The sequence below is a fragment of the Pseudobacter ginsenosidimutans genome, assembly GCF_007970185.1.
In the GTDB taxonomy this organism is placed as follows: Bacteria; Bacteroidota; Bacteroidia; order Chitinophagales; family Chitinophagaceae; genus Pseudobacter; species Pseudobacter ginsenosidimutans.
This window is the reverse complement of the sequence record NZ_CP042431.1, coordinates 4,636,680-4,658,586: the sequence shown is the minus strand read 5'-3', so window position 1 is coordinate 4,658,586 and position 21,907 is coordinate 4,636,680. Positions and strand designations below refer to the sequence as shown.

General features: G+C 48.4%; 22 protein-coding genes. 16 read left to right on the top strand and 6 right to left on the bottom strand.

Annotation, left to right across the window (positions count from 1 at the left end; all coding sequences use genetic code 11):
- Positions 1-4: 4 nt before the first annotated feature.
- Entirely contained in the window at positions 5-550 is a 546-nt protein-coding gene (locus tag FSB84_RS18350; RefSeq protein ID WP_130539364.1) for a phage tail protein, read from the bottom strand.
- Positions 551-791: 241 nt separating this feature from the next.
- Between FSB84_RS18350 and FSB84_RS18345 the strand changes: the two genes are divergently transcribed.
- A complete protein-coding gene (locus tag FSB84_RS18345; protein WP_130539363.1) occupies positions 792-2,099 on the top strand; it encodes a DUF2130 domain-containing protein in 1,308 nt (435 codons plus the stop codon).
- Between the two features lie 5 nt (positions 2,100-2,104).
- On the opposite strand, the gene FSB84_RS18340 is transcribed toward FSB84_RS18345, so the two are convergent.
- Positions 2,105-2,761: a 4'-phosphopantetheinyl transferase family protein gene (locus FSB84_RS18340; RefSeq protein WP_130539362.1), complete on the bottom strand. Its 657-nt coding sequence runs from the start codon at positions 2,759-2,761 to the stop codon at positions 2,105-2,107.
- Between the two features lie 68 nt (positions 2,762-2,829).
- On the opposite strand from FSB84_RS18340, the gene dcd reads away from it, so the two are divergent.
- Positions 2,830-3,366 (top strand): dCTP deaminase, encoded by a 537-nt coding sequence (gene dcd / locus FSB84_RS18335; protein WP_127124599.1) that lies wholly within the window; start codon positions 2,830-2,832, stop codon positions 3,364-3,366.
- On the opposite strand, the gene FSB84_RS18330 is transcribed toward dcd, so the two are convergent.
- Positions 3,363-4,442 (bottom strand): DUF3810 domain-containing protein, encoded by a 1,080-nt coding sequence (locus tag FSB84_RS18330; protein WP_130539361.1) that lies wholly within the window; start codon positions 4,440-4,442, stop codon positions 3,363-3,365. The two genes, dcd and FSB84_RS18330, sit on opposite strands and share 4 nt — an antisense overlap.
- Before the next feature lie 117 nt (positions 4,443-4,559).
- Between FSB84_RS18330 and FSB84_RS18325 the strand changes: the two genes are divergently transcribed.
- The 4 genes from FSB84_RS18325 to FSB84_RS18310 all read left to right on the top strand — a co-directional run bounded on the left by FSB84_RS18325 (position 4,560) and on the right by FSB84_RS18310 (position 8,261).
- Positions 4,560-6,191 (top strand): acyl-CoA carboxylase subunit beta, encoded by a 1,632-nt coding sequence (locus tag FSB84_RS18325; RefSeq protein ID WP_225979819.1) that lies wholly within the window; start codon positions 4,560-4,562, stop codon positions 6,189-6,191.
- A gap of 49 nt (positions 6,192-6,240) precedes the next feature.
- Positions 6,241-6,708: a ribonuclease HI gene (gene rnhA / locus FSB84_RS18320; protein ID WP_130539360.1), complete on the top strand. Its 468-nt coding sequence runs from the start codon at positions 6,241-6,243 to the stop codon at positions 6,706-6,708.
- 36 nt (positions 6,709-6,744) lie between these two features.
- The gene (locus FSB84_RS18315; RefSeq protein WP_130539359.1) at positions 6,745-7,230 is read left to right on the top strand and encodes a hypothetical protein; all 486 of its coding nucleotides are present in this window, start codon (positions 6,745-6,747) and stop codon (positions 7,228-7,230) included.
- A 584-nt stretch (positions 7,231-7,814) separates the two neighbouring features.
- Positions 7,815-8,261: a hypothetical protein gene (locus FSB84_RS18310; protein ID WP_341273664.1), complete on the top strand. Its 447-nt coding sequence runs from the start codon at positions 7,815-7,817 to the stop codon at positions 8,259-8,261.
- A 74-nt stretch (positions 8,262-8,335) separates the two neighbouring features.
- On the opposite strand, the gene FSB84_RS18305 is transcribed toward FSB84_RS18310, so the two are convergent.
- Positions 8,336-8,899: a DUF6580 family putative transport protein gene (locus FSB84_RS18305; protein WP_130539357.1), complete on the bottom strand. Its 564-nt coding sequence runs from the start codon at positions 8,897-8,899 to the stop codon at positions 8,336-8,338.
- Between the two features lie 199 nt (positions 8,900-9,098).
- On the opposite strand from FSB84_RS18305, the gene FSB84_RS18300 reads away from it, so the two are divergent.
- Complete coding sequence (locus FSB84_RS18300) at positions 9,099-9,668, top strand: peroxiredoxin (RefSeq protein ID WP_130539356.1); 570 nt, start codon at positions 9,099-9,101, stop codon at positions 9,666-9,668.
- A 15-nt stretch (positions 9,669-9,683) separates the two neighbouring features.
- Positions 9,684-10,280: a carboxymuconolactone decarboxylase family protein gene (locus FSB84_RS18295; RefSeq protein ID WP_130539355.1), complete on the top strand. Its 597-nt coding sequence runs from the start codon at positions 9,684-9,686 to the stop codon at positions 10,278-10,280.
- A gap of 70 nt (positions 10,281-10,350) precedes the next feature.
- Here the strand turns inward: FSB84_RS18295 and manA are convergent, their stop codons facing one another.
- Positions 10,351-11,586 carry a mannose-6-phosphate isomerase, class I gene (gene manA, locus FSB84_RS18290; protein WP_130539354.1) on the bottom strand — a complete coding sequence of 412 codons (1,236 nt, stop codon included), beginning with the start codon at positions 11,584-11,586 and terminating at the stop codon, positions 10,351-10,353.
- A 39-nt stretch (positions 11,587-11,625) separates the two neighbouring features.
- Between manA and FSB84_RS18285 the strand changes: the two genes are divergently transcribed.
- A complete protein-coding gene (locus FSB84_RS18285; protein ID WP_130539353.1) occupies positions 11,626-11,982 on the top strand; it encodes a YraN family protein in 357 nt (118 codons plus the stop codon).
- 2 nt (positions 11,983-11,984) lie between these two features.
- Here FSB84_RS18285 and FSB84_RS30680 read toward each other — a convergent pair whose 3' ends face one another.
- Positions 11,985-12,500, bottom strand: coding sequence for a YkgJ family cysteine cluster protein (locus tag FSB84_RS30680; RefSeq protein WP_158643991.1), 516 nt, complete (start codon positions 12,498-12,500; stop codon positions 11,985-11,987).
- A 35-nt stretch (positions 12,501-12,535) separates the two neighbouring features.
- Here FSB84_RS30680 and xerD point away from each other — a divergent pair, with 35 nt between their 5' ends.
- The 7 genes from xerD to FSB84_RS18245 all read left to right on the top strand — a co-directional run bounded on the left by xerD (position 12,536) and on the right by FSB84_RS18245 (position 21,897).
- On the top strand, positions 12,536-13,444 hold the full coding sequence (gene xerD / locus FSB84_RS18275) for a site-specific tyrosine recombinase XerD (protein WP_130539352.1): 909 nt from the start codon (positions 12,536-12,538) through the stop codon (positions 13,442-13,444).
- Between the two features lie 47 nt (positions 13,445-13,491).
- Entirely contained in the window at positions 13,492-14,169 is a 678-nt protein-coding gene (locus tag FSB84_RS18270) for a response regulator transcription factor (RefSeq protein WP_130539351.1), read from the top strand.
- Positions 14,170-14,175: 6 nt separating this feature from the next.
- The gene (locus FSB84_RS18265; RefSeq protein ID WP_130539350.1) at positions 14,176-15,540 is read left to right on the top strand and encodes a sensor histidine kinase; all 1,365 of its coding nucleotides are present in this window, start codon (positions 14,176-14,178) and stop codon (positions 15,538-15,540) included.
- Positions 15,541-15,615: 75 nt separating this feature from the next.
- Complete coding sequence (locus FSB84_RS18260) at positions 15,616-16,890, top strand: TolC family protein (protein WP_130539349.1); 1,275 nt, start codon at positions 15,616-15,618, stop codon at positions 16,888-16,890.
- 9 nt (positions 16,891-16,899) lie between these two features.
- Entirely contained in the window at positions 16,900-17,985 is a 1,086-nt protein-coding gene (locus FSB84_RS18255; protein ID WP_130539348.1) for an efflux RND transporter periplasmic adaptor subunit, read from the top strand.
- Between the two features lie 16 nt (positions 17,986-18,001).
- Complete coding sequence (locus tag FSB84_RS18250) at positions 18,002-21,118, top strand: efflux RND transporter permease subunit (protein ID WP_130539347.1); 3,117 nt, start codon at positions 18,002-18,004, stop codon at positions 21,116-21,118.
- A gap of 50 nt (positions 21,119-21,168) precedes the next feature.
- Entirely contained in the window at positions 21,169-21,897 is a 729-nt protein-coding gene (locus tag FSB84_RS18245; RefSeq protein WP_130539346.1) for a DUF7003 family protein, read from the top strand.
- The last annotated feature ends 10 nt before the right edge of the window (positions 21,898-21,907 follow it).

The following is a 21,907-nucleotide window of genomic DNA, read 5'->3' as shown; positions in this document are numbered from 1 at the left end:
GGTTTTAGCTATTGGATGGAAATATACCTGCCAGGCAAATGATGAAATTGACAGTCAGGTAAGGTGGCATCAGGGGGATCGGTTGGTTATTGCCGGCTGGTCCGATAAGGGCTGTATACACTGGCGCCTGCATACTCACTCCATTGGTGGGAGAAATATTGAAGGAGTTGTTGAGGCCGGCAATATAAAAGCCATCAGGGAACTGCTCCGATGCCGCATTGGAATCGCAATCAATGGCAACCGGAACTGTTCCTGCACCATGCTCATGCGAGGGAAGGTTATTCAGAGTAAGTGTAGTGGTGGGACTTCCTGCAGCCTGCCCTAATACGTAGGCGGACATTCCCGGAGCATTGCCAGTTCCTATCGGCACCCTCCCCTGTAAATTGGGAAGTGCAAATGTAGTTACGCCATTTCCACCGTAAGTAGTGCCCAATAAGGAAAACAGGGCCTGGTTCAGACTTATCGGCAATATCTGTCCATTACAGAAGGCCCAGTTCTTAGGAGCAAAATTGGAAGCAAACATCGTTACAACAGCCATTGTTCCCTGCATACAACAAAGTTGAGTTGGTTGAATAAAAGGCAGACACAGATCAGCTTTGATCAGTGTTCGGTTAATGTGTTGTACAGCAGCCTAACCTGGCGGGGAAAAAATTTAGAGTTGGGGGGGAGGACGGAGGAAGTGGAATAATGAAATAAAAGTAAGCAAATTATTTCCAAGTTTGTTCAGGTGTTTTCCCCATTCCTTATTTAACCGCGGCTTCTTTGTAAACTTGCAAAAAATTACAGACTGGATGGCTGCAGATATAAAGTGCCCTGATTGCGGACACGAGTTCGCTATTTCCGATGCCCTTTCCGAGGATGTGAAGAAGGAGCTGAGAGACAAGATGAAGGATTTTGTGAAAAAGAAGGAAGAGGAATTCGCGAAAAAAGAAGACGAATTCCAGCAAAAAGAGAAAGACTGGCAAAAAGAATTCCAGCAAAAGGCAAATGAATGGAAAAGAGAAGCTGAACTGCAAAAGCAGGCCGTAGCAAAGCAATTTGACGAAGAAAAACTGAAACTGCAGCAATCGCTGGAGCAGAACCTCCGTAAGAACATCAGTGCAGACTACGCCCACAAAATACAGTTACTGGAAGATAACAATAAAGACACGGAAGAAAAGCTCCGCGCCGCCCGCGATCGTGAGATCAATTTTCTGAAACAGGTAGAAGAGCTGAAAGACAAAGAAGCAGAACTGGAGCTAACACTCCAGCGCAAACTGCTGGAAGAAAAAAACAAGATATCAGAAGAACTGCGTAAACAGGAAGAACAAAGATTTTCTTCACGCGAAGCAGAGTACCAGTTTCGTTTAAAAGAGATGGAAAAAAAACTGGAAGACCAGACGAAACTGGCAGACGAAATGAAACGCAAAGCAGAACAGGGCTCCATGCAGTTACAGGGCGAGATCCAGGAACTGGCCCTGGAAGAAATGCTGCGCCTCGCATTCCCCTTCGATATGATACAGGAAGTAGGTAAAGGCATTCGCGGAGCAGATTGTATCCAGACCGTCCGCAATAGTTTCGGACAGGAATGCGGTAAGATCATTTACGAAAGCAAACGCACCAAACATTTTGAAAAGGCCTGGATCGAAAAACTCAAGACCGATATGCGCTCCACTCAGGCAGATGTTGCTGTTCTTGTAACACAGGCAAGACCAGACCAGATGGAGGTTTTCGGTTTACTGGATGGCGTTTGGATCTGTTCCTATACGGAAGTAGCAGCCCTCACTCAGGTGCTGCGCGAAGGCATCCTGAAAATGTACACGGCCGTGAGAAGCCAGCAGAACCGGGGAGATAAAATGCACCTGCTTTACGATTATCTCACCAGTCATGAATTCGGTGAACAATGGAAAGCTATCCGAGAAGGCTTTTTCTCAATCCGCCTCAGCATTCAGAAAGAAAGGGATGCTATGGAAAAACTCTGGAAGGCCCGCGAAAAGCAACTCGATAAAGTATTGCTCAACGTAGCACATATCAAGGGCTCCATAGAAGGTATTGCCGGAAGCGAAGACATTCAACTGAACCTGATAGACGATACACTGGAAGAAACGGAGGAAGTATAGATCCTTTACACTTTGATTGTTTCATCGGTGGTAACATAGGCCATTACCAGGGGATCGAAGATCCGTGCGCGGATGGTGAGTGGCACTATACCGTCTTTCCGGAACTCGAAGGGGAACTGGATCCAGTCGTTGGACCCAAATACAACCGGGCCACATAGCCGCATATCTTCCCGGAAACTCAATTGCCCGTTGCCATACCATTTGTATACCGCTTCCTTGGCGCACCAGAGGATGGTCATGAGTTCCAGGTGGACCTTGCTCATGTATTCCCATTCATGCAAATAAGCCTGTTCCGATTCATGAAGGAATTTATGGGCGATGGTATACATACGGGGCGTCACCAGTTCGATATCCACGCCTACCCTTTCCTCGCTGCTCACGATAGCTGCGGCATAATTTCCGCAATGTGAAATGGAGAAATGGTATTGTTCATTTTCAAGGAAAGGCTTGCGGGTATCGGCGATCAGGATCTCCGACAGCGGAAAATTCTCCACCAGCTCAGGTAACAGGTATCGGCCTGCCAGGTGTTGAAGGCGCTTGTAAGGATGCGATACATTAGCTTTGAGGGGTACTTTTTGGAGGAAAAAACTTTCATCCTCTTCAATTCGCCAAATTGCTACTTTTGTGCCCCCGTTGATATTATGTTGATAAAACAAACCCACGGTAAGAATTAAGCATTTAGATTGCAGATATAAGACTTATTTGCTGATTCATCAAAACAAATACCAATATGATCCTGTCGGATTCGAGAATACTGGAAGAAATAGAAAAAGGGACAATCAAGATCGAGCCCTATGACCGGCAATGCCTGGGCAGCAACTCCTATGATGTGCATCTCGGTAAGCACCTTGCTACCTACCGGGAACATATCCTGGACGCCAAAAAGCATAATGAGATCGAGGTATTTGAGATCCCTGATGACGGCTTCGTACTCTATCCGCATATCTTCTACCTGGGAGTAACCGAAGAATATACCGAAACACATGCCCATGTACCATTCCTCGAAGGCAAATCCTCTACAGGACGCCTGGGTATCGACATTCACGCCACGGCCGGGAAAGGCGATGTTGGTTTCTGCGGCCACTGGACCCTGGAGATCTCTGTGAAGCAACCAGTAAAAGTGTACAAGGGAATGCCCGTGGGTCAACTGATCTATTTCCCTGTTGAAGGCGAGATCGAGATCAAGTATAACCAGAAGAAGAATGCCAAGTACAGTGGTCAGCCAGACAGACCTGTGGAGAGCATGATGTGGAAGAACAAGTTCTAGATCGCTTCCTTCCCATATTTCTTATAATACGCTACCAGCCACGCTATCACTTCATTATAGGCCAGTTTGCCTGAAGGTTGTTCATTCGCCTTCAGGTACTGACCGTACAAATGATCTATCACCCGCTCCACCGGATTGCGGTGCTTCCTGTTGAACTCTTTCAATTCCTTATAATCATTCTTAACGGTAACGGGCAAGCGCTCGCTGAAGCGGCGTGCCATGGCGCTGTCGATATTGTACAGGTAATACCAGCTATATGTATACAGGTCGAAGTACACGGAATAACGGAAAGCCGCATCCGAAGAACTCTTTGCAGCCAGGTAACCCGCAAAATTTGCTTCATTCTCTTTCGCATATCCGAGCTGGTGACCAATTTCATGACAGGTAGTGAAGGGTTGGATAAAAAGTGGAACTGTAGTATTCACCTGCGCTTCTCCCGAGAATGGATTATAATAACCCGTGAACCCAAGATAGTTCCCCAGATAACTGTACAATGAAGGCTTCACTGATTTAATGGAATAATCGAAAACAGGATCATGTGCTGCCAGAGAATCATAGGAGTTGACCGCATTGCGGAACAGGTTCCTTTTTTTTCGTATATCCGGCCGGGTGAGTAAGGCGGCACTATCGAGGGATGCAAGTCTTTCAGTAATGGTCTCCATCACCCCTACCAGTTCTTCCTGCGTATAGGTGCTAACCTTCAGGCCGAGTTGTGAAGCGATGCCGTTCCGGTTGTAATTCAGCGCCCAGAGGCCATTGAAAGAAACATAGACCAGTACCACTACCCAGATGAACTGTTTCAGTCCGGCCAGCCAGTAAGCCCTGTTGGCCTCCCTCTTTTTTATCTTTTTCACCAGCACCACTATCTTCCTCAGCAAGAGCAGGATCAGCACTGCATAGAAAATATCACCCACGCTGAAAGGTATCCAGCCGAAAAGGGCTCGCTGCAGTTTTCCTATTAGCGGGTAGATACCATTGGAATAATACCGCTCAACGGCATCCGGGAACAGGGAGAAAACCTTTATTACAACTGCCAGTCCTGTAAAAACGAAAAGCCACTTGTTTCTGGTGAACATATGGCTAAAATAGGAACAAATTTGACATAAAATGTACCGGAAATCGGTATTCGGGCTCTCGGCAATATGCCTTATTTTGCACTCATATTATTCCCCTTCTTAATAACGATTGTGATTATGATAAATCTGGAATTCAACAAGAACGAAGATGCAATGAAGCTGGCGGTTAGCCAACTCAGGCAGCGCTGGGAGCAGGTTTCCCTTGGCGGCGGGAAGAAAGCCATTGAAAAGCAACACGACAAGAAAAAACTCACCGCCCGTGAAAGGATCGAGTATCTGCGTGACGGGAACACACCTTTTACCGAGATCGGAGCACTTTGCGGATGGGAAATGTACAAAGACGAAGGGGGCTGTCCATCCGGCGGCACCGTGGCCGGTATCGGTTATGTCAGCGGCCGCCAGTGCGTGATTGTGGCCAATGATCAGACCGTGAAAGCCGGCGCCTGGTTCCCCATCACCGGTAAAAAGAACCTTCGCATGCAGGAGATCTCTATGGAGAATAACCTCCCCATCATTTACCTGGTAGACAGTGCCGGTGTTTACCTGCCCATGCAGTCGGAGATCTTTCCCGACAAAGAACATTTCGGCCGCATCTTCCGCAACAATGCAAAGATGAGCGCCATGGGCATCACACAGATCGCTGCTGTGATGGGATCCTGCGTGGCAGGAGGCGCCTATCTCCCATTGATGAGCGATGAAGTATTGATGGTAGACAACAACAGTTCCATTGCCCTGGCAGGGCCTTATTTGGTGAAGGCCGCCATCGGGGAAGATATCGATATCCTCACACTCGGAGGATCCGTTACGCATACTGCTATCAGTGGTAATGCAGACTATCGTTTCGAATCGGAAGAAGCCTGCCTGGATTATATCAAAAGCCTGATCAGCAAACTTGGTCATGGTCCCAAAGCCGGGTTCGACCGCATCGCTCCCGCTCCTCCCAAAAAAGATCCGCAGGAACTGTATGGCATCATGCCTGCAGATGCAACCAAACCTTACGATATGCTGGACATTATCGAAAGGTTTGTTGACAATTCCGAATTCGAACAGTTCAAGGAAGATTATGGCAAAACTATCCTCACCGGTTATGCGCGTGTTGATGGCTGGGCTGTGGGCATTGTTGCCAACCAACGCAAAATGGTAAAGAACCACAAAGGTGAAATGCAGATGGGTGGCGTTATTTACAACGACAGTGCAGATAAGGTAGCCCGCTTTGTGATGAACTGCAACCAGAAAAAGATCCCCCTGATCTTCCTGCAGGATGTAACCGGATTCATGGTAGGAAGCAGAAGTGAACATGCCGGCATCATCAAGGATGGAGCAAAGATGGTGAATGCTGTGGCCAATTCCGTTGTTCCCAAGATCACCATCTATATCGGCAATTCATATGGCGCAGGCAATTACGCCATGTGCGGAAAAGCCTACGATCCCCGCTTCATCTATGCATGGCCGTATGCACGTCTTGCAGCAATGGGCGGAGAACAGGCTGCCAAAACCGTATTGCAAAGCCAGATCAACAGTCTCAAATCAAAAGGCAAGGAACTCACGCCCGATGAGGAGAATGCATTACTGGAAAAGATCCGTGAACGTTACGAAGAGCAAAGCACTGCTTACTATGCAGCCGCTCGTCTGATGGTGGACGGTATCATCGATCCTGTTGATACCAGGAGAATGATTGCAGAAGGCATTGCGGCAGCCAATCACAATCCTCATATCGAGCCTTTCAGAACGGGAGTGATACAGGTTTAAATGATTACATTTGCCGCCCTTCTTATCAAAGACTGACGGAAGAAATTATATGTCGAAAGAACTGATCATTTATACAGATGGCTCTTCCCGCGGTAACCCAGGTCCGGGTGGCTATGGCGCCATCCTTATGTGGGGAGGAAAAGCGAAAGAGCTTTCTGCCGGATTCCGCAAAACCACCAATAACCGTATGGAACTGATGGCCGTGATCGCTGCATTGGAAGCACTCACCAGGCCGGGCCTCAACATCACCATCTATTCAGATTCGCAATACGTGGTGAAGGCTGTACAGGAAGGCTGGCTCCGTAACTGGATCCGCACCAATTTCAAAGGAGGCAAGAAGAACAAAGACCTCTGGTTGCGGTACGACGGACTGGCACAAAAACACCAGGTTAAATTCGTGTGGGTGAAAGGTCATGCAGACAATCCCTATAACAATCGCTGCGATGTGCTGGCCACAACAGCAGCCGATCAGAAAGGGCTTCCACCGGACCTGGGATTTGAGAGCGGGGAGAATTAAGCAGAACCATTCTTCAAATACCTTAAAACAACGTTCATGAAGCGATTATCCATTCCCGTTGCACTGGCATTGCTTTTCTGCATGGCATGCAATTTCAGCCAGGGCGTGAAAAAAGATCTGAATACCGGGCTTACCACCCATTACAAGGGATTCAGGATCGATGATAGTTTCCTGGCAGATGAATCCGGCAATAAGATCAGCTCCAACAAAGTTGACATGGGAACTACCCTGTTCATCATTGCCACCGGAGTAACCAATTACAAAGAAAAAAACGGAAGGGTTTACCCTGGTTGCAAGATCGTGCTAACAGATACTTCGGGCAAGGAATTACTGAACCTCCCTGATGCTTTCGCTGACATGAAAGATGGATTCAAACCCGAAGAGGCTACCAGGCTCAGCGCCAGGTTAAGCACCGGTGATCCCATGCAGAAAGGCGCCAGCTATAATCTTAAAGCTACTTTTTTTGACAAGGAGAACAAAGAGAGCCTGATTGTATCGGAAGTAAAACTGGAAATGAAGTAAAATAATTGTAACTAACGTTAACGCACAAATGCCCCGGATGTCGGGGCATTTTTTATGCAATGAATTTATTCTTATATTTGAATTAACGCAATCCAATTGTACATCACTGTACAAACATTTACTTTCTGACATGGGCCCTTACGTAAGCTAAGGGATTATCGTTCTGCCCAAATTCATCCATCCAAACCAGGAATTCGGAATCAGCAGGAACTAAAAACAGAAAAGCCCCGATAAACGGAGCTTTTCAATTCAATCACCCGGTTACGTTTCTGGTTAGAAAGAGGCTTTACCGAGTATAACAGTTCAAAGCTAGCAAAATTATTTAATCATCAAAAAAAAAATTTGGTATGGATTATTCCAGGTTGGAATTTTTTATTTCAAAGCCGAGGATGGATAAATTTTTGTCGGCAGTTATGAATTCAGAGCAGAATGCTAAAAAACTATACCATATCAATCTAAATGTGTCACGCAGTTTTTATCCGATACTGCATATGTTTGAAATAGCCTTGCGAAACTCCATGTATGAAAGACTGACTCACCACTTTTCCGATCCGCACTGGATACTACAACAGAAGAATGGTTTTATGAGTGACCGTTCCCTGGCAGTTTCAGGTTTCCATATGAAGCACTCCGTGCGTGAAGCGGAGGAAATTGTTTTGAACAAATATGGATTGATCTCTTCTACAAGGGTGATGGCCAATCAGCATTTCGGTTTTTGGACCAGGCTTTTTGATCTTGCACATTATCGTTTGATTGGCGGAAGCACTATTCATTGCTTTCCTAACCGGCCCTCCTTTGCCAACAGAAGGGATATTGCCAGTAAGCTGAACCGGATCAGAAGTTTCCGCAACAGGATCTATCACAATGAGCCCATTTGCTTTTCAGGATACTGCGTCAATTTCGATCTGGCCACTACAATTCAAAGAGAGATCTATGAAGTTCTTCAATGGATGGACCAGGACCTTGCTGCCTACGTGCGTCACTTCGATGATATAGATTCAGAACTGGTCCGTCTGACTGAATTACAATAGAACAAAAACATAAAGCAAAAGGGCGGAATCTCATACGAGAAACCGCCCTCTTTGCATTGTATCTTTTTCCGGACCTAGGCCACGGCAGTTTTTGTTTCGCGCTTTCCAAGCAGGTACCAGGTTCCGAAGAACAGGCCGCTGAATGCTACGGTTGCCATCAGGCTGCCTTTATAGAAAGGAATGCCGGCTGCATAACAAGCCATCAGTCCTTCCCAGGTCTTTGGATATTCAACATAATCGCCTACACCTGCCCAGGTGAGGAAATTGGATAAGAGGAAGAAAAATGTAGGACCAGCCAGAGAAGCTGCCAGTACATTCTTCAAATTCACTTTCTTTATCATCATTCCGAACACAGTTACGGAAGTGAAGAGCAGGTAATTGATCCACATACCGCCATAGAAACCTCCGTAGGGAGACATACCGGCAGCATACAGTCCCTGATACAACAGGTCAGAGATCAGCATGGACAATACAGGGAATAAGAAGGCAAGCTTCCTGTCTTTGATCATGGCGCCACTGAAGAGGGCAATTGCCAGCTGGGGAGCAAAGCCCAGTGGCCTGTCAGGGATAACACGATATACGGCAGCAACGATCACCATCACTACCAGGCTCCAGATCAGTTTCTTGTTTGATTTCATAATGGAAAGTAATAGAACCCAAAAGTACAATTTTTTCGCATACACCCCACCTGGCAGTGGCTTCACCCTCCTTATAGATAAAAACTATTGATCAATAGAGAATGTTTATGGTTATCTATCATTAACACCCTTACTTTTGCGCCACCATTCGATTGCTCCACTGAGAAAAATTCAGCATTAAAATTTCAAACAACAATATATGTCCAACAGAATTTTGTCTATTGGGAGCCAATTCCCTGCATTCAAGAAAAAGGCAGTAGTATCTACAGAGAAAGGAAAAGAGTTCGCAGACCTCACACAGGACCATGCAAGCAGCCAGGGTCAGTGGATGGTGATGTTCTGGTGGCCAAAGGATTTCACTTTCGTTTGTCCTACAGAGATCGCTGAGTTCAACAAGAAAGCTTCCGATTTCTCTGACCGCGATACTGTGCTGATCGGCGCTTCTACTGATTCCGAGTTTGTGCACCTGGCCTGGAGAAAAGATCATGCTGACCTGAAAGACCTGAAGTTCCCCATGCTGGCAGACACTTCCAAATCACTGGCTGAAGAACTGGGTATCCTGGATAATGAAGAGAAGATCGCTTACCGCGCTACTTTCATCATCGATCCACAGGGTATCGTTCGCTGGGTAAGTGTATATGACCTGAACGTAGGCCGCAACGTACAGGAAGTACTCCGCGTACTGGACGCCCTGCAAACAGACGAGCTCTGCCCCTGCAACTGGAATAAAGGTCAGGAAACACTGACTACCCAGTTGAACATGAACTAATCAAAATCCGGAACCATGAGCGTTGAAGTAATTCAGAACGAGACTTTTCAAAATCTGCTGGCGGAACTGAACATCCCCAACTACGTTCCCTCTGCCAATGCACAGGCATTGCTGCAGGTGAATGCCAGGTATATCAAGGATCTTAAGATCAATACCGGCAATGTACTGAACAACACGCAGTACCTCACCCGCAAGGAAGCATTGCTGCTGGCGCTGGGCGTTGCTGTGAACGAGCGCGTGATCTTCCTGCAGGAAGCTTTCACCGGCCTGGCAAAAGATGCCGGCGCCACTGAAGCTGAAATTGCAGAGATGATCGCCTGTACTTCACTGATGGCTACCAACAATGTGTTCTACAGGTTCCGTCACTTCATGCAGAAAGAATATTACACAGCCACTCCTGCAGGCATCAAGATGAGCATCATGATGAATCCTGTGCTGGGCAAGGAGTTCTTTGAGCTGGCAAGTTTAGTGATCTCTTCCATCAATGGTTGTGAGATGTGCGTTACCTCGCATGAGCAATCCGTTCTGCAACACGGCAGCAGCGAAGGCAAAGTGCTGGAAGCTGTAAAGCTGGGCGCAGTGATAAAAGGACTGATCACCATCTTAACGTAACTGTTCAAGTAACAAATAGTGGGGATGTCTCAAAAGTATGAGACATCCCCATTTCGTTTATAGCATAACGTCATATTCCTGCAGTAGCCCTGAAGATCACCACTTCATCCCCTATCGCTTTCACACTCACTTCTGCTCCGGGAATGGCCAGCATGGCTTCGCCACGGTTCAGCTCAAACGAAGTATCACCGCTCTTTACCTCAGCCTTACCGGCCAGTGCAAAGAAGATATCGGCAGTATCAACCGGAACTGTCAGCTGCTCCCCTTCCGGCAACCAGATCTGCCTCAGTTCAAAATCGGGTGCAGGCGTTTTGAAACGGGTTTCAGCAAATTGTCCTTCGGGTGTTTCCATTTCCACAGAGCCCATGATAAGCCTTGGTTCCACCGGCGTGAATTTCACATGCTTCATCAGCTCATCCACATCAACATGTTTGTTGGTGAGGCCACCGCGCAATACATTATCTGAATTGGCCATGATCTCCATATTCTGTCCTTCCAGGTAAGCATGCGGTACGCCTGCATCCTGGAAGATGGCATAATCAGGCTCGATACGAACGAGATTGAAAAGATAGATGGAGAAGATGCCACGGTCAATGCGGCCCGGTTCATTGAAAGTGATGGCTGCGCGTGCAGCCCAGAAGCTGGGATCGGATTTCTCCAGCTTGCCTTCCTTGTAAAGAGGAATGATGCGATCCAGCAGTGGTTGCAATGCCTGGTTCACTTCGTGTTGCGGCATGGTCATAACATGCTTGTATATCCGCGCATGGTCTTTTTGATCGTGATACGGGATAAGAAAGTTCAGTTCCGGTATCTTCCCGATGATCACGGCAGTATCCTCCGTACTTCTGAATCCATGCAGGAGCCAGAAATCAGAGAGGGCCACCATCAGTTCGGGTTTGTGGTTATCATCTTTATAATTCCTTTTGGGGTCGTTCAGTGGCGTTCCTTTTTTGTTCTCTGCTTCGAACTCTGCCACTGCTGCGCTTTTGGCGGGATGCACCTGGATGCTCAGCATATCTTTCACATCGAGTACCTTCAGCAGATAAGGCAGACGGCCGAATTTTTCATTCACTGTCTTACCCAGCAGTGTGGCCGGATTACCGGCGATGAATTCATTCAGGGGAATTTTTCCTTCTGCCGTTACTACCAGGGCCGGTGCATTCTCATGACCGCCCATCCAGTATTCAGCAAATGGTTGCTTCTCCGGGTTCTGCCGGGATAACAATGCCGGAATATAATCGCTGCCGCCCCATGCGTAATGTTGCACCTTGCCTTCGAGCCTGAAGATTTTTGTATTATTTTGCATATACTGGTTTTCGGGTTACAATAATACAAAATCAACCGCATGGCTCAACATAATGAGACCGGTAAAATAGGAGAAGATCAAGCTGCGAGATGGTTCCGGCAACAGGGATACACGGTATTGCACCGGAACTGGTGTTTCCGTAAATATGAGATAGACCTGATTGCCACGAAGAACAATACCCTTCATTTCATCGAAGTAAAAACCAGGACCAGCCATAGTTTCGGCTATCCGGAAGAGGCTGTTTCAAGGAAGAAGATGGAGAACATGATGAAGTGCGCAGAACATTACCAGCAGCTGGACCCGCAGTGGAAACGCATCCAGTACGATATCCTCAGCATCACCCTTCACCGTAATGGCAATACAGACTATTATTTAATTGAAGACATTTACTGCTGAAACTATTTCAGTTTCTCCCCTTCCATGCGGTACATCATCCTTTCCACCAGTTTGTAGGTAGCCGGACAATACTCCACATTTTGTTTGTACACGTGGATATAATCCAGTGGCTTCTTTTTGGTGTGATGGGGGAAACCGGCGCAGTCGGCGGGACGCACTTCGTAGATACTGCACTTGTTATCATCCAGGTTGAGGAACTGGCAGGGTTGCGCCTTGTTCATCCAGTCGTTATCCGCTTTATCGAGGTAGAGGTATTTATCACGAAAGGCTTGCGCGCTCATGCCAACATGCTTTGAAATGCGCCTGATATCTTCATTGGTGAAGGTAGGACTCATGGTTTTGCAACAGTTGGCGCAGGCCAGGCAATCCATGTCTTTCCACACTTCCACATTCTCCTGGTGCATCACTTTGTCGAGACCCCTGGGTTGGTTATTCTCCTGACGGGTGAGAAACCTCCTGAGGATCGGCTTGTTCTGCAACATCTTTTTCTTGAACGACTTTAGATTGAATGGTGACATCAGTTGTGTACATTTGAAGGGCGAATATAATAGTTATGTGGCTTGACAGCAAAAAAGGATTCCAACGATATATCACCACGGAGAAGTCTTTATCCGGCAACTCTGTGGAAGCCTACCTGAGTGATGTGGACAAGCTCACGCAATACCTCTCCGCCAGAGAGGAAAACATCAAACCTTCCGATATCACTCTCAAAGACCTTCAGGCCTTCCTGGTATGGATAAGCGAACTGGGCATGACTACCACCTCCCAGGCCCGCATTGTAGCCGGTATCCGGCAGTTCTTCAGGTATTGCGTGATCGAGGAGATCACGCAGCACGATCCCTCCATCCTGCTGGAAGCGCCACGCCTCAGGAAGGCATTGCCCGAAGTGCTGGCCTATGAAGAGATTGAAGCCATCATTGCACAGATCGACCTCAGCAAGCCCGAAGGGCATCGCAACAAAGCCATCCTGGAAACAATGTACAGCTGCGGCCTGCGCGTGAGCGAAGTGATCAACCTGAAGATCTCGAAGCTTTCGCTCGACAAAGACTTTATCAGCGTGGTGGGCAAGGGCGATAAAGAAAGGCTGATCCCTATCGGCGCCTCGGCCATCGAACAGATCCGTATCTACCAGCAGAACTATCGCAACCAGCAGATGCCCGCCAAAGGCTCGGAAGATTTTCTCTTCCTCAACAGAAGAGGCAAACCTCTCAGCCGTGTGATGGTATTCCTTATATTGAAAGAGCTGGCCTCGATGGCCGGCATCACCAAGAATATCTCTCCGCATACTTTCCGTCATTCCTTTGCCACTCACCTGGTGGAAGGAGGCGCCAATCTCCGCGCAGTACAACAGATGCTTGGGCATGCCAGCATCACAACAACAGAGATCTATACACATCTCGATAATAATTTCCTGAAATCAACGATGGCGAGCTATCATCCCGCTTTCAGAAGGAGGTTTTAACGTTGCCTTGCAGCATCTCTCTGCAAATTTCCTAATCTTTGCCGCCAATGACCATTCTCATCATCGAAGACGAACAGAAAGTAGCTTCCTTCATCAAAAAAGGATTGGAAGAGCAGCAATTCACCGTTGAACTGGAATCCGATGGAGAAGCCGGCCTCAAAGCCGCTATGGAAAAGGATTATGATATCATCATCCTGGATATCCTATTACCCGGACTGAACGGTCGCGAGATCTGCCGAAGGCTGCGCCAGGCCCAGGTCTGGACGCCCATTCTGATGCTCTCTGCCCTGCAGACCACTGATGACATCGTTACAGGTCTCGATCATGGCGCAGATGATTACCTCACCAAGCCCTTTCATTTCCGTGAACTCCTGGCGCGCATCCAGGCGTTGCACCGCAGGCATCACCAGGACAATATTGGAGAGGAAACCCTTCAATTCAATGACCTGTTGCTGAACACAGCCAGTAAGACCGCCTCCCGCAACGGCGTACAGATCATTCTTACAGCCCGAGAATACAAACTGCTGGAGCTGTTCATGAAACACCCCAACAAGGTATTGAGCCGCGCCTTCATTTCCGATGCCGTCTGGGGGATCGACCGGCAGTCCAATGCCAATGTGGTGGACGTGTACGTGAACTATCTCCGCAACAAGATCGAGAAACCCTTCAACGGGGAGAAGCTCATTCATACCCTTACCGGCATGGGCTATGTACTAAAATCGTAATCGCTCATGAAGATCCGCAACAGGCTTTCACTGGAATTCACCCTGCTCACCGCCGGCATCATGCTGCTGGTGATGGCCCTTATCTATGGCCTGTTTGCCGATTATGTGAAGCAGGTATTCTATCATCGCCTGCGAGACAGGGCCCTCATCACCGCCCAGGTTTTCCTGGAAAAAGATGAGCTCACCAAAAAGAGCTTCCTGGAGATCCAGCAGAAATATTTGCGCAGCCTCGCCGGCGAGCGGTCCTTCATCTACAATGAAGAGAACACGCAATCCTTCATCAACGATTCCACCGCCACTATCACACCGGAGATCGTGAACAGGATCAGGCAGAGCAATAACAACGAGCTCTTCTTCCTGCTCGACGATAAACCTGCTGCAGGTATTGCGTACAAAGACAACCAGGGTGATTTCGTGATCATCGTCACAGCGGAAAACTTCACCGGTCGCCAGCACCTCAACAACCTGCTGATGATGCTCTGCATCACCTATGTGATCGGCCTCATCATTCTCTTCCTGCTCAGCAAGCGCTTTGCAGGTAAGGCTCTCAAACCCATCGTGCATGTGAACAATACCATCCGGCAGATCAGGACAGGAACCCTGAACAAGCGCGTGATCGTACCAGAAAATAAAGATGAGATCAATGAGCTCGCCAATAATTTCAATGAGCTGCTCAGTCACCTGGAGCATGCTTTCGATATGCAGCGTTCCTTTGTGAGCAATGCTTCGCATGAACTGAGAACGCCGCTCACCACCATCATCGGTGAGCTGGAAGTGATGCTGAACAAGCCGCGCAGCCAGGAAGAATATATCAGTACTATGCGTTCTGTTCTGGCTGAATCGGAAAAGCTCACCGTGATCATCAACCGCCTTTTCGAATTAAGCAATTACGACGCCGCCAGACCGCTCCATCATTTTGAGCCGGTAGACATGCAGAACCTGTTGCAGGATATCATGGATTATTGGAAAGAACAGGGAAACCAGTACCAGTTCGATTTCTCAAGCTCCCTCACTGATACCGTTTGGATAGATGGCAACCGCGTATTGCTGGAAACCGCTATCAACAATGTGATCAAAAATGCTTTCAAGTTTTCAGGCAACAAGCCGGTTACCATTATGATCTCACATACCGGCGATTCTGTGCTGATCAGTATTGCAGACGAAGGGATCGGTATCGATCCCGCAGAAAAGGACACAGTATTCCAGCCATTCTTCAGGGGCAATAATGCCAGGATCTTCCCCGGCAGTGGTGTGGGCCTCAGTATCACCGAGAAGATCATCCATATGCACAAAGGCACTGTTACAGCGGCCAGCAATGAGGGCAAAGGCGCCTGCTTTCACATTAATTTACCAATAAACCCTGCTTTCTAATCTTGTTCTAATAATCGCGTAAGGACCGTCTAATGATCGTTTTCAAATTTTGCAGCCTGAATACCAGGCAAGCAAATGAAGAAACAACTATACCTCATTCTAACAGTACTGATCACCTGCAACGCTACCGTGCATGCACAGGCGCCGGATACCCTGCACCTCACCCTGCACGAGGCTGAACAAAGGTTCATCCACAGCAATCTCAGCCTGCTGGCAGCCAAATACAATATCGACATTGCCAAAACCGAGGTGATCACCTCCGGCCTCTACCACAACCCCGAACTCAGCTTCGAGAATGTTCTGTACGATCCCGAAAACAAAAGATGGCTGGAACCCGGATACCACGGCCAGAATACAGCCGAGCTATCCCAGGTGATCATCCTCGCAGGCAAACGCAATAAAGCCGTACTCCTGGCGCAAAGCCAGGTGAAACTCAGCGAGCATGAATTCTATGATCTCGTGCGCACCCTCACTTTCACATTGCGCGATAATTTTTATCATCTTTCATTCCTGCAAAGATCACTGGGATTGTATGATGCGCAGATCGCATCCCTCAATCGTATTGTAACCGGCTTCAAGGAACAACTGGCAAAAGGGAATATTGCACAAAAAGAATTACTTCGAATCCAGAGCCTGCTTTACACTTTGAAGGCAACCAAAAAAGAATTGCAACAGGAAGTGAATGCAGTCAGCACCGAACTGAAAATGCTCACACGCATCGATCCTGCAATACCGGTTACACCTGTCTGGACAGAACCATCTTTCTCCTTTCATCCCTTACAGGAACTGAACGTGCAGCAATTGCTGGATTCAGCGCGTACACACCGGCAGGACCTGCTGGCTGCGAAAGAGAATGTAAATAGCCAGGAGCTCAACAGGAAATTACAGAAAGCGCTGGCTGTGCCTGACCTCACTGTTGGCATCACATACGATAGACAAGGCAGTTATATCCGCGACTATACCGGCGTTAAAGTAGCCATGCCACTTCCCCTCTTCAATCGCAACCAGGGAAATATCAGGCAGGCTGAAAGCCGCATCCTGCAAAGCAAAACACAGTTGCAGCATGCCGAAGACCAGCTCGCTCACGAAGTGATGCAGCGCTATACCGATGCCCTCAATGCTGAAGCGCTCTATGAAGGAATCGACCAGGAATTTGATGATCAGTTCCATCACCTCATCGAAGAAGTTCAAAAGAATTTCGTGAGAAGGAATATCAGCCTGCTCGAGTTCATCGACTTCTATGACTCCTACAAGGAGACCATCATCTCTTTACATCAGATCCGTTACAACCGCTACCGCGCGCTGGAACAGATCAATTTCGTCAGCGGCACACAGCTCATTCACCTTTAAAACTTTTCCATGCTCAATAAACAATTTATAACCGGCCTTTGCCTGATCACCGTTATGATGGTTGCCTGCAAACAAAAGCCAGATCCGGCGCCGGCCAGCGATCCCGCCAAAGAAATGGAAGAACTGCTTGGCAAAGTGATCACTGATACTGCCAGCACCAATGCTGTAAAGGATGAAATACTCGTGAGCGGAAAAATTGTTCCGGATGAAGACAGCCAGATCAGGATCTACCCGATGGTGAGTGGTATCGTGCGCAAGGTGAATGTGCATTCCGGATGGTATGTGAAAGCCGGACAAACACTGGCCGAGCTGGTCAGCAGCGAGATGGCGGCTTTCAGCAATGAGCTCGCTTCCGCGGAGGCATCGCTTGCCAATGCAAGAAGGGACCTTTCACTGAAACAGGATCTTTTCAGTTCCGGTCTGGCTTCCGAAAAAGATGTGGAAGAAGCGAAAAGTGAATACAAGCGCGCAAGTAGTGAAGTACACAAGGCAGAGCAGGTATTACAGATCAATGGAGGCGACCGCGAAGCCGGCTACCGGATCACCACGCCCATCAATGGTTTCGTGATCGAAAAGAGAGTTACAGAACACTCGCATCTCAGGCCGGATAACAGTGATCCCGTATTCGTGATCGCGGATATCAGCAATGTGTGGGCGATGGTGAACATCTTTGAATCTGACATTTCGTATATCCATCAGGGTGATAGCGTTCACCTTACGTCCCTCTCCTATCCCGGCAAAGTGTTCAGGGGCGATATCGAAAAGATCTACCAGGTGCTGGATCCTGAAACAAAGACCATGCGCGCCCGTATCAATATCCATAATCCCGACCTGCTGCTCAAACCGGAAATGTTTGTATCCGCCAAAGTTAAAGTGGTGCAGCAACATAGTCGTGTAAGCATTCCCGTTCGCTCGCTCATTTTCGACAATAACCGCTACTACGTGGTGGTACGCGAAGGCAATACCGCCCGCATCCAACCTGTGGAAGTGGCTGAAAAGATGAGCGGCCGCGCTTATATCAGCGAAGGGCTCCATGAAAATGATGTGGTGATCTCTGGCCGTCAGCTCTATTTCTACGAAGCGCTCAAACAATAACCCTTAATGCCGTTCCATGAATAAATTGATCAGGAGAGTTGTCAGTTTCTCTCTCAAGAATAAATTCTTCATCTTCTTCGCCACAGGATTGCTGGCCATTGCAGGATACCTGAGCTTCAGGAGCATCGGCATTGAGGCCTTTCCGGATGTGACCAATACCAGTGTTACCATCATTACCCAATGGCCCGGACGCAGTGCGGAGGAAGTGGAAAGATTTGTGACGAGGCCCATCGAGATCTCCATGAATACCGCGCAGAAGAAAACTGCTATCAGGTCTTCTTCCCTGTTCGGTCTTTCTGTGGTAAAGATCATCTTTGAAGATAAGGTGGACGATGCATTTGCGCGCGTGCAGGTGAACAACAATATCGGCAAGGCCAAACTTCCGGAAGGCATCGAGCCGGATATACAGCCGCCCTATGGTCCTACAGGAGAGATCTATCGCTATACGCTTGAAAGCAATACACATTCCGTACGCGATCTCAAAACCATCCAGGACTGGACCATCGAAAAGAATATCCTGGCCGTTCCCGGTGTAGCCGATATCGTTAGTTTCGGTGGCGAAGTGAAAACGTACGAGATCACAGTGGATCCCGGCAAAGCCGCGCAATATGGCATCACGCCGCTGGAGCTCTATGAGGCCGTGAGCAGGAGCAATATCAATGTGGGTGGAGATATCATCGTGGAAAACGGACAGGCATATGTGGTGCGCGGTATCGGTATCCTCAATGATGTGGATGAGATCAGGAATATCATCGTTGACAATATCAACGGAACGCCTGTACTGGTGAGCCATATCGCCGATGTGAGCATTGCTGCGCTGCCGAGGCTCGGACAGGTGGGCCGGGACCGGGACCCGGATGTGGTGCAGGGCATTGTGGTGATGCGCAAGGGTGAGAATGCCACCGAAGTGATTGCCGCCCTTCAGGAAAAAATAGACTATCTCAATAACAAGGTATTGCCGGCTGATGTGCAGATCAAACCATTCTACAACAGGCAGAACCTGGTGGACTTTGCCACCGGTACTGTGCTGCACAATATGATGGAAGGCATCATCCTGGTGACCGTAGTGGTGTTCATTTTCATGGCCGACTGGCGCACCACATTGATCGTTTCTGTAGTTATCCCGTTATCACTGCTCTTTGCTTTTGTGTGTTTGAAACTGAAGGGGATGTCGGCCAACCTCCTGAGCATGGGAGCAGTTGATTTCGGGATCATCATCGATGGCGCCGTAGTGATAGTGGAAGGGATCTTCGTGATGCTGGATAAGCGCGCGCATGCGGTGGGCATGCAGCGGTTCAATGCACAAAGCAAACTCGGATTGATCCGCAAAGCATGCATGGAAAGCGGCAAGAGCATCTTCTTTGCAAAACTCATCATCATTGCAGGCTTATTACCGATTTTCACTTTTGAAAAAGTGGAAGGCAAAATGTTCTCTCCTCTAGCCTGGACACTTGGCTTTGCATTGCTCGGTGCGCTGATACTCACCTTTACGCTGGTGCCGGTATTATCAGGTGTATTGCTAAAGAAAAATGTAAAAGAGAAAAACAATTTCTTCCTCAACTGGGTGCAACGGAATGTGATGCGGTTGTTCCGGCTTTCTTTTGGTAAAAAGATGATGAGCTTCACCATTGCCATCATCATACTGATCGGCGGATTTTTCAGTTTCCGCTTTGTTGGCACAGAGTTCCTGCCACAGCTGAATGAAGGCTCCATCTATGTGCGCGCCACCGGCCCGCTCTCCGCATCGCTGGACCAATCCGTACGCGTGGCAAATGAAATGCGCAAAATATTTCTCGGCTTCCCGGAAGTAAAACAGGTGATGTCGCAAACCGGTCGTCCGAACGACGGCACTGATGCCACAGGTTTCTACAATGTGGAATGCCATATCGATATTTTTCCTGAGAAAGAATGGAAATCGAAACTGAGCCGCGGGCAGCTGATCGAAGCAATGAACCGTCAGCTGGAAGTGATCCCTGGTATCAGTCTCAATTTCTCCCAGCCTATCATGGACAATGTGGAGGAAGCCGTTTCCGGAGTGAAAGGATCACTGGTAGTGAAAATGTATGGCAATGATTACAAGGTGATCGAAAGAACAGAAGATTCTATATTCAATGTGCTGAAAACAGTAAAAGGTATTGAAGACCTGGCGATCCTCCGGAACCTTGGCCAGCCTGAATTGCAGATCAATCTCAACCAGCAGAAGATGGCGCTCTATGGTATCACCACAGACAATGCCAATGCCGTTATAGAGATGGCCATTGGCGGTAAGGCCGCCACCAGTATCTATGAAGGTGAAAAGATCTTTGACCTTCGTATCCGTTATCCGGAAGATTTCCGGCAACACGAGCAGGAGATCAGCAACCTGCTGGTGCCTTCGATCCGCGGCACCAAGATCCCCATCAAGGAGATCGCAGATATCAAACGCATCACCGGCCCCAGCATCATCTACAGGGATGATCATACCCGTTATGGCGCCATCAAATTCTCAGTACGTGGCCGCGACATGGGAAGCACCATCACGGAAGCACAGCAGAAAGTTGCGGCGGACATTACTATCCCCGATGGTTATTCGCTGCAATGGTCTGGCGATTTCGAGAACCAGCAACGCGCCACACAAAGGCTGACCACCGTGGTGCCCATCAGTTTGCTGATCATCTTTTTTATCCTTTTCATTTTGTTCGGGAATATCAGGGATTCTCTGCTGGTATTGCATACGGTATTGTTCGCAATTGTAGGCGGCATCTTCTCCATGCTGGTGACGGATATCAATTTCAGCATTTCGGCCGGTATTGGTTTCATTGCCCTTTTCGGCATCTGTATCCAGAATGGGGTGATCCTCCTTTCCACCTTCAAAAGCAATATGAGATCGATGAAAGTGGCTACAGAACAAGGACTTATACATGCCATCCGGGAGGGCGTGGAATCCAGGATCCGGCCGGTATTGATGACAGCCCTGATGGCGGCCATCGGCCTCCTGCCTGCGGCCATCAGCACAGGCATCGGGTCGGAAACCGCAAGACCGCTGGCCCGTGTGGTGATCGGCGGACTGGTCACCGATACCATTTTCAAGCTCTTTGTGTTCCCCATTGTGGTGTACTGGGCCTATAAGAGAACAATAAAACCGGAATCATAACGTGGGAGAATAATCGCTAATCGGTACATTGCATATGAAATCTCCCGGTTATGGCGCCCAAAAAACATAAAGAAGCATTTACAGCTAAAGAGATCCTGGAACAACTGGACAGTGCCGCCAGACAGTTCTCCTTTCCCATGCTGGACAATGGCTACCTCTATCCGGTAACGGCCAGGCTCTCCGCTTATCGCAATGAAAGCCACTGGAGGATCGTGATTGAAGTGATCGGGTTCAACTACCGCGGCGGTGGCCACAATGGTATCGAGAACTGTCTTTATATTTTCGGCAACGACCTGAAACATAAGCCAGGGCTGGATAATGCCAATTTCCTCAGCCTGACGGCCGATAGTCCGGAGGGCAACACATTCGACCGGGAAACTGAAAGCTACCTCGATCCTTCCATCAATACCATCCTGGTCCGCGGGAATGCCATTACGCTTTCCCATGATCCCGCATTTTATGAGGCCAAAGGCATTCACCTGGAAGATCCCGGAAAGATCATGATCTGGGAAATGATGCGCGGACTGCTTCCTGAACACCGGAACCAGTTCCTCGCCACCGAAGAAGATATCAAACAGCGCATCCCTGCAGGGCTGCCCCTGTTCATCCGGCTGGACGACTGGAACCATCCTGACCTCGCCAATGAAGAGAAACCCGGAAAGAACGAGACCTTCATCATGCTGGCCGATGCGCTGGAAACCGGCGACAAAAAAATATTCAAACCCACTCAAACAACCAATACACACTGGAGCAACTGGCCGGAAGGCGGAACTTTATGATTGGCGGGGT

Coding starts and splice junctions, on each gene's coding strand:
- FSB84_RS18350 (WP_130539364.1), bottom strand. CDS start 550: ATGCAGGGAACAATGGCTGTTGTAACGATGTTTGCTTCCAATTTTGCT.
- FSB84_RS18345 (WP_130539363.1), top strand. CDS start 792: ATGGCTGCAGATATAAAGTGCCCTGATTGCGGACACGAGTTCGCTATT.
- dcd (WP_127124599.1), top strand. CDS start 2,830: ATGATCCTGTCGGATTCGAGAATACTGGAAGAAATAGAAAAAGGGACA.
- FSB84_RS18330 (WP_130539361.1), bottom strand. CDS start 4,442: ATGTTCACCAGAAACAAGTGGCTTTTCGTTTTTACAGGACTGGCAGTT.
- FSB84_RS18325 (WP_225979819.1), top strand. CDS start 4,560: ATGATAAATCTGGAATTCAACAAGAACGAAGATGCAATGAAGCTGGCG.
- rnhA (WP_130539360.1), top strand. CDS start 6,241: ATGTCGAAAGAACTGATCATTTATACAGATGGCTCTTCCCGCGGTAAC.
- FSB84_RS18315 (WP_130539359.1), top strand. CDS start 6,745: ATGAAGCGATTATCCATTCCCGTTGCACTGGCATTGCTTTTCTGCATG.
- FSB84_RS18310 (WP_341273664.1), top strand. CDS start 7,815: ATGAGTGACCGTTCCCTGGCAGTTTCAGGTTTCCATATGAAGCACTCC.
- FSB84_RS18305 (WP_130539357.1), bottom strand. CDS start 8,899: ATGAAATCAAACAAGAAACTGATCTGGAGCCTGGTAGTGATGGTGATC.
- FSB84_RS18300 (WP_130539356.1), top strand. CDS start 9,099: ATGTCCAACAGAATTTTGTCTATTGGGAGCCAATTCCCTGCATTCAAG.
- FSB84_RS18295 (WP_130539355.1), top strand. CDS start 9,684: ATGAGCGTTGAAGTAATTCAGAACGAGACTTTTCAAAATCTGCTGGCG.
- manA (WP_130539354.1), bottom strand. CDS start 11,586: ATGCAAAATAATACAAAAATCTTCAGGCTCGAAGGCAAGGTGCAACAT.
- FSB84_RS18285 (WP_130539353.1), top strand. CDS start 11,626: ATGGCTCAACATAATGAGACCGGTAAAATAGGAGAAGATCAAGCTGCG.
- FSB84_RS30680 (WP_158643991.1), bottom strand. CDS start 12,500: ATGTCACCATTCAATCTAAAGTCGTTCAAGAAAAAGATGTTGCAGAAC.
- xerD (WP_130539352.1), top strand. CDS start 12,536: ATGTGGCTTGACAGCAAAAAAGGATTCCAACGATATATCACCACGGAG.
- FSB84_RS18270 (WP_130539351.1), top strand. CDS start 13,492: ATGACCATTCTCATCATCGAAGACGAACAGAAAGTAGCTTCCTTCATC.
- FSB84_RS18265 (WP_130539350.1), top strand. CDS start 14,176: ATGAAGATCCGCAACAGGCTTTCACTGGAATTCACCCTGCTCACCGCC.
- FSB84_RS18260 (WP_130539349.1), top strand. CDS start 15,616: ATGAAGAAACAACTATACCTCATTCTAACAGTACTGATCACCTGCAAC.
- FSB84_RS18255 (WP_130539348.1), top strand. CDS start 16,900: ATGCTCAATAAACAATTTATAACCGGCCTTTGCCTGATCACCGTTATG.
- FSB84_RS18250 (WP_130539347.1), top strand. CDS start 18,002: ATGAATAAATTGATCAGGAGAGTTGTCAGTTTCTCTCTCAAGAATAAA.
- FSB84_RS18245 (WP_130539346.1), top strand. CDS start 21,169: ATGGCGCCCAAAAAACATAAAGAAGCATTTACAGCTAAAGAGATCCTG.